Origin of the sequence: Verrucosispora sp. WMMA2121 (assembly GCF_027460185.1) — a bacterium.
Lineage (GTDB): Bacteria > Actinomycetota > Actinomycetes > Mycobacteriales > Micromonosporaceae > Micromonospora > Micromonospora palythoicola.
This window is the reverse complement of record NZ_JAPZBH010000006.1, coordinates 2,083,813-2,096,085: the sequence shown is the minus strand read 5'-3', so window position 1 is coordinate 2,096,085 and position 12,273 is coordinate 2,083,813. Positions and strand designations below refer to the sequence as shown.

Here is a 12,273-nt window from a genome sequence, read left to right as displayed (position 1 = left end):
TCGTCACGGTCAGGAGGAGGCCGGCGTCGGATCGCCGGCGACCGCCTGCTCGACGGTGGGATACGTGTGCAGCACCTCGACCAGGCCACTCACCTCCAGGATCCGCAGCACGCCGCGCTGGGGGGCGGCGAGCCGGACCACTCCGCCGGCCTCGTCGCAGCTGTTCTTCGCGCGGACGAAGACCGACAGACCGGTAGAGTCGCAGAACGAGACGTCCGACAGGTCGAACACGAGGCGACTGCGCCCCTTGTCGAGCAGGTCGGTGATCTGGTCCTGCAACTGCGGTGCGGTGGCCATGTCCAACTCGCCCGCGACCGACACGACGACCACGTCACCGCGCTGTTCCGTGTGCACCGTCAAGGACATTCGTCAGACCTCCTGTTTATCGGTGGAACGGTATCCCACCGGGACGGTGGTACGCAGAACGGGAGCAGTATCAGGTGGTCACCGTCATTCCGTTGCTCTGCGACAAGTAGTTCGTCGGGCCCCGGTGATAGAGTCCGGCCGGTCCAGGTCTAGGGGGTATTGCCATGGCGCTCAGCGCTGACGAGAGCGGCCGGTTGGGTGAGCTGCTGACCGGCCGGGCCGAGCAGGTCACCCAGCGGTGGACGGAGATCATCGCCGGGCAGTTGCGGGGTCGGCTCAGCCAGGCCGAGCTGGTCCGGCAGGTGCAGGAGCTGCACCGTGCCCTGGTCGACGCCCTCGGCAAGGGCGCGGTGGACCTGAACGCAGAAGAGGCCACCGAGCTGCGGGCCGTGCTCGCCGAGTTCTCCCGCGGCCAGGCCCGGCAGGGCTTCTCCGCCACCGAGACCGCCACCGGCGTGTTCGCCCTCAAGGAGGCGCTGCTCACGGCGCTGAAGGCGGACCAGAGCGTCGAGACGCTGCGCGACTACGTCGCCTTCTCCGCGCTCATCGACCAGATGGGCCTGTTCACCTTCGAGACCTTCGTCCGCACCCGGGAGAGCCTGATCGCCGATCAGGCCGAGCAACTGCTGGAGCTCTCCACTCCGGTGGTCAAGCTCTGGGAGGGTGTGGTGGCCGTGCCGCTGGTCGGCACGCTCGACTCGGCCCGCGCCCAGGTGGTGATGGAACGACTGCTGCAGACCCTGGTCGACACCGGCTCGCCGTACGCGATCATCGACATCACCGGCGTGCCGGCGGTGGACACCCAGGTGGCCCAGCACATCCTGAAGACCGTGGTGGCCGCCCGGCTGATGGGCGCCGACTGCATCATCTCCGGCATCCGGCCGCAGATCGCGCAGACCATCGTGGCGCTCGGCATCGAGTTCGGTGACATCGCCACCAAGGCGAGTCTCGCCGACGCGCTGCGGCACGTGCTGCGGCTCACCGGGGTGGAGACGTCCCGCCGCCAGTCGCGTCGGGAGGCGTGATGGAGCGGGTGCCGATCCTCAAGATCGGCGACATCCTGCTGGTTTCCATCCAGGTCGACATGTCCGACCAGACGGCGGTCGCCCTTCAGGAGGACCTGGCCGAGCGGATCGTGGCGACCGGTTGCCACGGCGTGATCATCGACATCACCGCCCTGGACATCGTCGACTCCTTCGTGGGTCGGATGCTCTCCACCATCGCCTCGATCTCCCGCGTGCTGGACGCGGAGACCGTGGTCGTGGGGATGCGCCCCGCCGTCGCCATCACCCTGGTCGAGCTGGGGCTGTCGCTCAACGGCATCCGTACCGCACTCAACGTCGAGCGGGGGATGGAACTCATCGCGATCGACCGGGCCGACGACCACGACGAGCCGGACGACGATCCGGTCCCAGAGCCGACGGCGTCACCATGACGAGCGGGGTCGACCTGGGCCGCCCCCAGGCGCAGTCGGTCGGCAGCGACGAGGATGTCGTACGCGTCCGTCAGCTGGTGCGTACCGTCGCCGTGGCGGTCCGGCTCTCCCTGGTCGACCAGACCAAGGTGGTCACCGCCGCCAGCGAACTCGCCCGCAACACGCTCGTCTACGGTGGCGGCGGGACGGTCGAGGTGACCGCCATCGACAACGGCCGGCGAGCCGGCATCAGGATCGTCTTCGCCGACTCGGGTCCCGGCATCGCCGACCTGGATCTCGCGCTGACCGACGGCTACACCACCGGTGGTGGCCTCGGCCTCGGCCTCAGCGGCGCCCGACGACTCGTCGACGAGTTCGACATCCAGACCGCGCCCGGCCAGGGCACCCGGATCACGATCACCAAGTGGTCCCGGTGACCGTCGAGCCGGTCGCCGACCGGGGCACCTGGTTCCGGGTGGAGAACGGCAGCGCCGGCAGCGCCGTGCGGCGGGCCGCCGAGCGGCTGGGCGGCCAGCTGGGTCTGCCCGCCGGGCGGATCGCCGACCTGGCCATCGTGGCCGCCGAGCTGACCAGCAACCTCATCAAGCACGCCGACGACGGGCTGCTGCTGCTCCGACCGGTGCGCCGCGAGCTGGACGCCGGCGTGGAGATGATCGCCGTCGACACCGGTCCGGGCATGGTCGACCTCGCCGACTCCGCCCGCGACGGGCACTCCACCGCCGGCACCCTGGGCATCGGTCTGGGCGCGATCGTCCGGCAGGCGAGCTGGTTCGACGCGTACTCGCGGCCGGGCCGGGGGACGGTCATCGCCGTGCGGGTGTTCGCCGCCCCGGACCCGGCGGCGTCCTGGGTCGGCGGACTGACCCGGCCGTTGACCGGCGAGACGGTCAGTGGGGACGGTTACGCGGTCCGGATCGTGGGCGACCGCCGTCAGGTGCTGGTCACCGACGGTCTGGGGCACGGGCCGCTGGCCGCCGCGGCCACCGACGCGGCGCTCGCCGCCTTCCGGGACGCCCCGGCGGGCTCACCGGCGGAGGTGGTCGGTCACCTGCACCGGTCGATGTCGCACACCCGTGGTGCGGCCCTCGCCGTGGCCGAACCGGATCCGGCGGCCGGCATGCTGCGCTACGCCGGGCTGGGCAACATCACCGGCGTCGTGGCCACCGGCGACGGTCGGCGTCGCGGCCTGGTCTCGCTGCCCGGCATCGCCGGGCACCAACGACCGGTGATCCGCCAGTACGACTATCCCTTCGAGGCGGGCAGCCTGCTGGTCATGCACACCGACGGCGTGGTCGACAGGTGGCGCCTGGCCGACTACCCGGGCCTGGCCGGGCGGGCGCCCCTGGTGGTGGCCGCCACCCTGCTACGCGACGCCGGCATCCGGCGCGACGACGCCGGGGTGCTGGTGGCGAGGTCCTGGTCATGACCACGACGCCGGTGCTGAGGATGGCGCTACGGGTGGAGCAGGACATCTTCGTGGTCCGCCAGCGTGGCCGGGAGGTCGCCGCGGCGGTCGGACTGGAACATCAGGACCAGGTCCGGATCGCCACCGCGTTGAGCGAGGTCGCCCGGGACCTGCTGCGGGCGGTCGGCGGTGCCGACGTGGTCTTCGCCGTCGCCGAGTCGCCGGACGGCCGTTGCCACCTGCACGTCGACCTCACTCCGGTGGCATCCCTGCCGAGCGGGCGGTACGAGCCGGAGTCGGGCGCGGTGGCACGCCTGGTGGACACATTGAGCGTGCTGACGGTTCAGGGGGTTACGGTCGTCAGGATGTCACGACGGGTTCCCGCCACCGCCCAGGCGCTCACCGCCGAGCGCCTGGCGGAGCTGCGTGCCCAACTCGGCGAGAGCGCCCCGGGCACCGCCGAGGAGGAACTCGCCACCCAGAACCTTCAACTGATCAACGCCCTCGACGAGGTGCGCAACCAGCGCGACGAGCTGGCCCGGCTCAACGAGGAACTGGAGCAGACCAACCGGGGCGTGATGGCGCTCTACCAACAGCTCACCGACGAGTTGGAGGCGACCAACCAGGGCGTGGTGGCGCTCTACGCGGAGCTGGACGAGAAGTCGGCGCAGTTGCGCGCGGCCAGCGAGTCCAAGAGCCGGTTCCTGGCCAACGTCAGCCACGAGCTGCGGGCACCGGTGACCGCGATCATCGGGCTGGCCCGCCTGCTCGGCGACTCCGCGTCCGACCCGCTGACCACCGAGCAGGAACGCCAGGTCGGCCTCATCCGTGCCTCGGCGTCGGACCTGCTCACGCTGGTCAACGAGCTGCTCGACCTGGCCAAGGCGGAGTCGGGGCGGATCGAGCCGGAGTGGTCCGAGGTGGACCTGCGGGCCGTCTTCGGCCAGTTGCGCGGCACGCTACGGGCGTTGCCGGCCGCCGACGGCGTAGACCTGGTGGTGGAGGAGCCGGCCACGCCGGCCACGGTGCGTACCGACGAGGTACTGCTCGCCCAGGTGCTGCGCAACCTGCTGCACAACGGCCTGAAGTTCACCACCGCGGGCGAGGTCCGGCTGCGTGCGGAGCGGCACGGTGACGGTTGGCGGCTGACCGTCTCCGACACCGGACCGGGCATCCCGCCGGAGCTGCACGACCGGGTGTTCGAGGAGTTCTACCAGGCGCCCGGCCCGACCCGGGTCGGCGGCACCGGCCTCGGCCTGCCGTACGCCCGGCGGCTGGTGAACCTGCTCGGCGGCACTCTCGACCTGGCCAGCGAGCCGGGTCGCGGCAGCACCTTCACGGTGTGGCTGCCCACGGACGGGACGTGACGTGGACGGCGCGGCGACAGTGCTGGTGGTCGACGACAGTCGGACCAAGCGCTACCTCCTGGTGAGCTGGCTGACCCGGGCCGGCTTCACCGTGTTGGAGGCGGAGACGGGTGGCGAGGCGCTCAGCCGGGTCGGGGTGGACCCGATCGACCTGGTCGTGCTCGACGTCCGGCTGCCGGACCTCAGCGGCTTCGAGGTGTGCGAGCGGATCAAGTCGGCGCACCCGGCGCTGCCGGTGATCCACGTGTCCGCGCACGCGGTCGACACGAACGACCGGACCCAGGGCCTGAACCGGGGGGCGGACGCCTACCTGGCCGAGCCGATCGAGCCGGAGGAACTGGTTGCCACCGCCCAGTCGGTGTTGCGGTACTACCAGGCCCGGCAGCGGGCCGAGCTGCTCGCCGAGCGGCTCACCGGGCTGGCGGACACGACCGTCGCGGTGCACGCCGCGCCGAGCTTCACCAGGCTGCTGCAGGCGGCCGCGGCCGGCGCCGCGAAGATCTTCAAGAGCCCCGCCGCGGTGGTCGCCGAGACCTTCGACGGCGACTGTCTGGCCGGGGTCTGCGCCGGGCCCGGTGCCGAGCCCCGCGTGGTGACCTGGATCGTCGACGACACCGGGGTGCCCACCGGCGCCACCGTCGTGGTGCAGGAGCCGGACGGTTGGTCGCTTGTCGACTGGCCGGCCGGCGACACCGTCACCGTCGCCGCCGCCCGGCTGCGCGAGGACCGCGCGCCGCTCTACGTCGTGGTACCCACCGCGACGCAGACCGCCCGTACCCCGGTGTTGGTCCAGCTCGCCCAGGCGGTGGCCTCCGCCGTGGAGGCGCAACGCTCCTTCGACGAGGAACACCGGATCGCGGTGACGTTGCAACGCAGCCTGCTGCCCCGGCAGATCCCGCGGATCACCGGCCTCGACCTGGCCGTGCGCTACGAGCCGGCCAGCGCCCGGACCGAGGTGGGCGGCGACTTCTACGAGCTGGTGATGCTCGACGGTCACCTGCTGCTGGCCATCGGGGACGTGGCCGGCCACTCCCTGCACGCCGCCACCATCATGGCCGAGCTGCGGCACGCGCTGCGGGCGTACGCGGTGGAGGGGCACCAGCCGGGCGAGATCCTGCACCGGGTCAACGAGCTGATGCGTACGCTGCTGCCCGACGAGCTGGCGACGATCTGCGTGCTGCTGCTGGAGCCGACGACCGGTCACGTCCGGCTGGCCAGCGCCGGTCACCTGCCGCCGTTGATCGTGCAGGACGGCAAGGCCGAGTACCTGCAGCACGCCGCGCCGCTGCTCGGGGTGCGCGCGCCCCGCCCCGCCGACCTGGAGTTCGTGCTGCCGGCCGGTGCGACGATGGTCTTCTACACCGACGGTCTGATCGAACGACGGGACGCCACCATCGACGAGGGCCTGACCGCCCTATCGGCGTGCGCCAGCGAGGTCGACGACGACCTCGACCGGTTCTGCGAGCGGCTGCTCGTCGAGCTGGCCCCGGACGAGATCCAGGACGACGTGGCCGTGGTCGCTCTCCGCCGCCGCTGAGGTGCTGGGCGACCCCCCTCGACGCCAGCAACCGACCTACCGTCGGCGCTGGGCGTACGCGGCCGGGGAGACGCCGGTCGTCGCGGTGAAGTCGCGTACCAGGTGGGCCTGATCGCTGTAGCCGAGTTCGACGGCGAGCCCGGCCCAGTCGAGCCCGTCCGCCGCCCGTTCGATCGCCTCGTGCAGCCGGTAGCGGCGGATCACCCACTTGGGACCGACTCCGACGTGGGTGAGGAAGAGTCGCTGCAACCGGCGGACGGACACCGCGTGCTCGCGGGCGAACTCGTCGACCCGGCGTACGTTCCGGTCGGTCCGGATCGTCTCGACCAGGCGCATCACCTCGTCGTTCACCGGATCCGGTCGGGGTGCCCAGCCGGTCAGCAGGCTGTCCAACGCCTGGCCGCGTTCGGCGTCCGTACCGGCGCAGACCGGGGTCACGCCGAGGTCTGCCCGGTCGACGAGTGGACGTCGCCGGCCGGTCAGCTCGGCGACCGGCCGCCGCCAGAACGGATGGAACCCGCCGGGCCGGAACTGCACCCCGCTGACCCGCCCGGAGCCGGTCAGGGTGATCGAGAAGAGTTCGGTGCCGACGCCGGCCACCTCCGCGCGCTCCGGGCCGTCACCGTCGCGCTGGAACACCACGTTGACCGCCGGATGCGGGACGATCCGCTGCTCGAACGGTTCGGTGAGGTCCCAGTCGACCAGCCAGTAGTGCTCCACCCAATGGCGTAACGGAACCGCGGGCAGGTGCCGTCGGAACCGCACCCGCCGCTTCAACCGGGCCGGGTCGAGGATGCCCCGGTGATCTGCGCGCGGCTGTCGCATTTGTTCAAGACCACCCTCATACGCTGGCCCTATGGCCACTCACACTAGCGACCTGCTGGCGGCCGCGGCGCCGGGAACCGTGGCGGTGCTTCGGCAGATCACCGATGACCAGCTCGACCTGCCGACTCCCTGTCGGGACTATCGCGTCCGCGACCTGATCAACCACCTGTACGAGGTGGTGGTCAACTTCCAGACCCTCGCCCGTCGCTCGCCGGTGACCTGGGCCGACAAGCCCGATTACCTCACCGAGGGCTGGCGCGACCGGTTCGCGGCCGAGACCCGCCGACTGGTCGAGGCGTGGTCGGAGCCGGCCAGCGAGCAGGGCGTCTCGCCGGGGATGGGGATGCCGCAGCAGGTGGTGGGTGCGATGGCGCTGCTCGACCTGACCGTGCACGGCTGGGACCTCGCGGTCGCCACAGGTCAGCCGTACGGTGCGGCGGCCGAGGTGCTGCCCGCGCTGCACGAGTTGGCCGGCCAGCTCGGTCCGACGGCGCGGCAGATGGGCGTGTTCGCCGAGGCGGTGCCGGTCGAGGCTGGCCCGCCGGACCTGCCCCGGCTGCTCGGCATGACCGGCCGCGATCCGGCCTGGTCCCCGGTCGGCTGACCGGCGACCCGCCGGTAGCCACCTTGACGCCGCTATTCACTCAGTGAATAGTGGCGTGGTGTCCACACCGCACCTGCTGTTGGGTCTGCTCGCCACCGGCACCATGCACGGTTACGAGTTGAAGCGGGCCCACGACACGCGGCTGCCGCAGGCCCGCCCGTTGGCGTTCGGGCAGGTCTACGCCACGCTGGGTCGGCTGCTGCGGGACGGATTGGTGGCGTCCACCGGCCCGGAGCGCCTCGCCGGCCCGGACCGGACGGCGTACACGCTCACCGAGCAGGGGCGGGCCACGCTGGACCGGTGGCTCAGCAGCGTCGAGCCGCCGATGCCGTACGTGAACAGTCCGCTGTTCGCGAAGGTCGTGGTGGCGCTGCTGGTGGCCGACGTGGACCGGGCGCGGGCGTACCTCGTCGCGCAGCGGCGTGCGCACACCGAGCGGCTGCGTGAGCTGACCGCACTGAAGACGGCCCGGTCGGCCAGCGTCGACGACGTCGTGGCGGCCGACTTCGCCATCGCCCATCTCGACGCCGACCTGCGGTGGTTGCACACCACCCTGGACCGGGTCGCCGACTGGCACCGGGAGGTGCACTCGTGACGCTACTTCAGGCTCGCGGTCTGGTGAAGTCGTACGGACCCACACCCGCACTGCGGGGCATCACCCTCGACATCGACGAGGGGGAGATCGTCGCGGTGACCGGGCCGAGCGGCTGCGGCAAGTCCACCCTGCTGCACTGCCTCGCCGGCATCCTGCGGCCGGACGCCGGTGAGGTGAACTGGCGGGGGCACCGGCTGGACACCTGGTCCGAGGCAGCCCGGTCCCGGCTGCGACGTACCGAGTTCGGGGTGCTGTTCCAGTTCGGGCAGCTCGTCCCCGAGCTGACCGCGGCGGAGAACGTCGCCCTTCCGTTGTTGCTCGCCGGCACGGGGCGGCGAGCGGCACGGACGGCGGCGCTCACCTGGTTGACGCGGCTGGGTGTGGCGGAGTGCGCCGACGTGCGTCCGGGCGAGATGTCCGGCGGTCAGCAGCAGCGCTGCGCCACCGCCCGGGCACTGGTCACCGAACCACGGGTGCTCTTCGCCGACGAGCCGACCGGCGCGTTGGACACTCTCGCCGGGGAGCAGGTGCTCACCCAACTGGTCCGGCTGGCCCGGGAACAGCACACCAGCGTCGTCCTGGTCACCCACGAGCCACGGATCGCCGCGTACTCCGATCGTGAGGTGGTCCTGCGCGACGGCGTGATCGACCACACCGGCCTGGGCCTCGACGCGCCGCTCGCCGGCGGCTCCCGGTGAGCCTCGCGACCCTGACCAGGCTGGCGCTGGCCGGCAACCGCACCGACGCCGCCCGGGTGGCGTTGACCGCGCTGAGCGCCCTGCTGGCCAGCCTCGCCGGGCTGGCCGCCCTGACGGTGCTGGCCATCCCCGGACCACCGGGTGACCCGTGGCAGCAGTCCGAGCAGTACGTCAGCGCGCTGCTGCGCGAGCCGGGGCTGCGCGGTGGGACGGCGTTCGCGCTGGTGCTGCTGACCATCCCGGTACTCGCCCTGGCCGGGCAGAGCGCCCGGCTGGGTGCGCCGGCACGGGACCGTCGGCTCGCCGCGCTCCGGCTCGCCGGTGCGACCCCCGGCCAGGTGACCCGGGTCGCGATGCTGGAGACCGGGCTCGCCGGCCTGCTCGGCACCCTGGTCGGACTGACCGGCTACCTCGTCGGGCGGTCGGTGCTGCACCGTCCCGACGCCAACGGCCAGTTGGCCCTGCCCACCGACGTCCTGCCGCCGGTGCCGGCGATGGCGATCGTGGTGCTCGGCCTGCCGGTGCTCGCCGCGGCGGCCACCGCCGTCCTGCTGCGACGGGTCGCCACCACGCCGCTCGGCGTGATCCGCCGGGCCGGTCGCACCGGGTCGCCCCGGCCGTGGCCGGCGCTGCTGATCGGGCTCGGCGTGCTGGCGGCGGCGATGGTCGAACCGATCCAGTGGGCGTTGCGGGGCGCCGCCGTCGAGTGGCTGCTCCTGGTCGTCATGCTCGGCATCTTCGGTGCGGTGATGGGGGTGATCTTCGGGGCTGCTTGGATCTCACACCTGGCCGGGCGGACGCTGCACCGCTACGCCCGGCGTCCGGCCGCCCTGCTGGCGGCCCGCCGGCTGACCGACGACCCGTGGGCCAGCAGCCGCACCTTCGCCGCCCTGCTGGCTGCTCTGATCATCGCGGGCGGCGCGGCGGCCTTTCGGGCCTCGTTCCAGCTCCGGGCCGAACTGGAAGAGGAGCAGAACCGGTTGGCCGGCTTCGGTGGCGACGGCTCGCCCGACTCCTTCTATCTGAACACCATGGATCTGGTCGACCTCGCCGTGGCCGTGGCGGTCGCCATCGCCGCTACCGGCCTGCTCGTCACGCTGGTGGAGGGGATCGTCTCCCGCCGCCGGACCTACGCCGCCCTGGTGGCGACCGGCGTGCCCCGGGCCACCATCGGCACCTCGATCGCCTGGCAGATCCTGGCCCCCGTGGTGCCGGCCGTGCTCATCGCGCTCGGCGCCGGGTACGCCATCGGTCGGCTGCTCACCGGCGACCTCAGCCGGGGCGGTCGGACGCCCGACCTACCGCTGCAGCAGTTGGCGGTGCAGGGTGCTGGCGCGATCGTCGCGGTGCTGGTGGTGATCGGGCTTGGACTGCTGTTCCTGCGGTCCGCCACCGAGGTGACGGAACTGCGGGCCGGCTAGCTGTAGCGCCGGCCGGGGCAGCACCGACGTTCCTGGGGCACCGCGCTGGCGGTCAGGTGGGAGCGGCCCGCAGGTAGGTCAGCGTCGCCAACACCCGGCGGTTGGAGTCGTCGTCCGGCGGCAGGCCCAGCTTGGCCAGGATGTTGCCGATGTGCTTGCCGACCGCCGCCTCGGTGACGTGCAGGCGGCCGGCGATCGCCGCGTTGGACCGCCCCTCGGCGACCAGCACCAGCACCTCCCGCTCGCGGGCGGAGAGGTTGGCGAGCGGATCGCGGGGGCGGTGCAGCAACCGGCGGACCACGTCCGGATCGACCACCGTGCCGCCGCCGACGACGGTACGCAGGTTCTCGACGAACTCGGTGACCTCGGCGACCCGGTCCTTGAGCAGATAGCCGACCCGCCGACCGTCGGCGCTGTCGAGCAGCGCGGAGGCGTACTCGGGCTGCACGTGCTGGCTGAGCACCACCACGGCCAGACCGGGTTGCTCGGCGCGCAGCTCCACCGCCGCCCGTAGCCCGTCGTCGCGGTGCCGGGGCGGCATCCGGATGTCGGTCACCACCAGGTCCGGCCGGTGCGTCCGGACGGCGTCCACCAGCGCGGCAGCGGTACCGACGGCGTCGAGCACGTCGAAGCCGAAGCGGGCGAGCAGGGCCACCAGTCCCTCCGCAGCAGCACCTCGTCCTCGGCGAGCACGACCCGGGTCACGCCTCGCACGGTAGCTCCACCCGGACGACCGTGGGACCGCCCGCCGGGCTGGCCAGCAGCAGCCGGCCCGCGGCGGCGGCCACCCGGTCGGCAAGCCCGGTCAACCCGGTGCCCCGCGCCGGGTCCGCGCCGCCCCGGCCGTCGTCGCTGATCTCGACGACCAGTTTGGTGCCGGTGTCGGTGAGCCGGACCTCGGCGCGGGTCGCCCCGGCGTGCCGGGCGACGTTGCCGAGGGCCTCCGACACCACGAAGTAGGCGGTGGCCTCGACCGTCTCCGGCACCGCGCGGCGCAGGTCGGCGTGCACCTCGACGGGGATGGTGGCCTCGTCGGCGAGTTCCCGGACCGCACCGGCCAACCCCAGGTCGGTGAGGCTCTGCGGACGGATGCCCTGGACGATCTGCCGGAGCAGCACCATCAGTCCCTTCGCCTGCTCGTGCGCCACGGCGAGCGGCCGGGCGGCCGGCGAGTCCTCCGGTACGTCCAGCCGGGCCAGACCGATCTGCAGGCTGAGGCTGGTCAGCCGGGGGTGCGCGCCGTCGTGCAGGTCACGTTCGATGCGCCGGCGCTCCGCCTCGTACGCGTCGACCAACCGGGCGCGCGACCGGGTCACCTCGCGCAGCGCGAGGCCGTCCGGAGCGCCTCGCAGCAGCCATCGCGCGACGGTGCCCTGCGCCATGGCGAGCGCCCCGACCGCGTACCAGAGGACCGGCACGAGCAGCACCCCGACGATCGCGTGCGGGACCGCCTCGGCCGCCGTGTCCGGAGTGGCCCAGAGCAGCGCCACCTCGTCGCCGTTGGCGACCAGGAAGGGGCTGACGATCAGCACGGCGTCCAACAGCACCACGATGGTGAACAGCCAGTACCCGGCCGGGACCAGGCCGCCGAGGACGAACAGGTAGGCGGCCTCCCGCCAGGCGGTGCCGGTGGTGTAGCGGGCGGCGAGACCACGCCACGGCACCGCGGGTATCGGCCGGTTGTCGACCAGGCCGAGCCGGTGCCGTTCGAACGCCGCCACCGGCACGCTGAGCAGCGGTGCCAGCGCCACGATGAGCAGTGCGCCGCCGGTCAGGAAGACGGTGAGCGCCAGCGGCATCGGCCGGCCCTGCCGTGCCCCGTTCGTGGCGGCGACAAGTGGTGCCAGCAGGACGAGCAGCCCGAGGGAGAGCACACCGGCCAACGGCACGCTGGTCAACAGGTACGCCAGGGCGCGCCACGGCCAGCCGGTGAGCGAGTAGCGGGGCCGCCGCAGGGCCTGGGCGAGATGGATCGGCGCGGCTGGGGTCATGCCGCCGACGTTAGTGATCCGACCCGGAC

13 protein-coding genes and 1 pseudogene are annotated in these 12,273 nt (G+C 72.6%); 10 read left to right on the top strand and 4 right to left on the bottom strand.

Going from position 1 to position 12,273, the window contains the following annotated elements; genetic code table 11:
* Positions 1-9: 9 nt before the first annotated feature.
* Entirely contained in the window at positions 10-366 is a 357-nt protein-coding gene (locus O7605_RS18455) for an STAS domain-containing protein (RefSeq protein WP_093403921.1), read from the bottom strand.
* Positions 367-530: 164 nt separating this feature from the next.
* Between O7605_RS18455 and O7605_RS18450 the strand changes: the two genes are divergently transcribed.
* The 6 genes from O7605_RS18450 to O7605_RS18425 are packed head-to-tail and all read left to right on the top strand — an operon-like array spanning position 531 to position 6,110.
* On the top strand, positions 531-1,391 hold the full coding sequence (locus O7605_RS18450) for an STAS domain-containing protein (RefSeq protein WP_269740328.1): 861 nt from the start codon (positions 531-533) through the stop codon (positions 1,389-1,391).
* A complete protein-coding gene (locus O7605_RS18445) occupies positions 1,391-1,801 on the top strand; it encodes an STAS domain-containing protein (protein WP_269740327.1) in 411 nt (136 codons plus the stop codon). Before O7605_RS18450 ends, O7605_RS18445 begins: the two co-directional genes overlap by 1 nt.
* Positions 1,798-2,217: an ATP-binding protein gene (locus O7605_RS18440; protein WP_269740326.1), complete on the top strand. Its 420-nt coding sequence runs from the start codon at positions 1,798-1,800 to the stop codon at positions 2,215-2,217. Before O7605_RS18445 ends, O7605_RS18440 begins: the two co-directional genes overlap by 4 nt.
* Complete coding sequence (locus O7605_RS18435) at positions 2,205-3,227, top strand: SpoIIE family protein phosphatase (protein ID WP_269740325.1); 1,023 nt, start codon at positions 2,205-2,207, stop codon at positions 3,225-3,227. Before O7605_RS18440 ends, O7605_RS18435 begins: the two co-directional genes overlap by 13 nt.
* A complete protein-coding gene (locus tag O7605_RS18430) occupies positions 3,224-4,573 on the top strand; it encodes a sensor histidine kinase (RefSeq protein WP_269740324.1) in 1,350 nt (449 codons plus the stop codon). Before O7605_RS18435 ends, O7605_RS18430 begins: the two co-directional genes overlap by 4 nt.
* A gap of 1 nt (position 4,574) precedes the next feature.
* Positions 4,575-6,110 carry a SpoIIE family protein phosphatase gene (locus O7605_RS18425; protein WP_269740323.1) on the top strand — a complete coding sequence of 512 codons (1,536 nt, stop codon included), beginning with the start codon at positions 4,575-4,577 and terminating at the stop codon, positions 6,108-6,110.
* A 36-nt stretch (positions 6,111-6,146) separates the two neighbouring features.
* Here O7605_RS18425 and O7605_RS18420 read toward each other — a convergent pair whose 3' ends face one another.
* The gene (locus tag O7605_RS18420) at positions 6,147-6,935 is read right to left on the bottom strand and encodes a helix-turn-helix domain-containing protein (protein ID WP_269740322.1); all 789 of its coding nucleotides are present in this window, start codon (positions 6,933-6,935) and stop codon (positions 6,147-6,149) included.
* A 31-nt stretch (positions 6,936-6,966) separates the two neighbouring features.
* On the opposite strand from O7605_RS18420, the gene O7605_RS18415 reads away from it, so the two are divergent.
* Genes O7605_RS18415 through O7605_RS18400 form a run of 4 tightly spaced genes read left to right on the top strand, consistent with a single transcriptional unit; the run spans position 6,967 to position 10,253 of the window.
* On the top strand, positions 6,967-7,539 hold the full coding sequence (locus O7605_RS18415) for a TIGR03086 family metal-binding protein (protein WP_269740321.1): 573 nt from the start codon (positions 6,967-6,969) through the stop codon (positions 7,537-7,539).
* Between the two features lie 58 nt (positions 7,540-7,597).
* Positions 7,598-8,134: a PadR family transcriptional regulator gene (locus O7605_RS18410; RefSeq protein ID WP_269740320.1), complete on the top strand. Its 537-nt coding sequence runs from the start codon at positions 7,598-7,600 to the stop codon at positions 8,132-8,134.
* Positions 8,131-8,832, top strand: a complete 702-nt coding sequence (locus O7605_RS18405) for an ABC transporter ATP-binding protein (RefSeq protein WP_269740319.1) — start codon at positions 8,131-8,133, stop codon at positions 8,830-8,832. The genes O7605_RS18410 and O7605_RS18405 overlap by 4 nt, the downstream gene beginning before the upstream one ends.
* Positions 8,829-10,253: an ABC transporter permease gene (locus O7605_RS18400; protein WP_269740318.1), complete on the top strand. Its 1,425-nt coding sequence runs from the start codon at positions 8,829-8,831 to the stop codon at positions 10,251-10,253. The genes O7605_RS18405 and O7605_RS18400 overlap by 4 nt, the downstream gene beginning before the upstream one ends.
* A 52-nt stretch (positions 10,254-10,305) precedes the next feature.
* Here O7605_RS18400 and O7605_RS18395 read toward each other — a convergent pair.
* Both O7605_RS18395 and O7605_RS18390 read right to left on the bottom strand, forming a co-directional pair.
* Positions 10,306-10,967 (bottom strand): annotated as a pseudogene (locus O7605_RS18395) (response regulator transcription factor).
* A complete protein-coding gene (locus tag O7605_RS18390; protein WP_269740317.1) occupies positions 10,955-12,244 on the bottom strand; it encodes a sensor histidine kinase in 1,290 nt (429 codons plus the stop codon). The pseudogene O7605_RS18395 and the gene O7605_RS18390 overlap by 13 nt, the downstream one beginning before the upstream one ends.
* Positions 12,245-12,273: the final 29 nt, after the last annotated feature.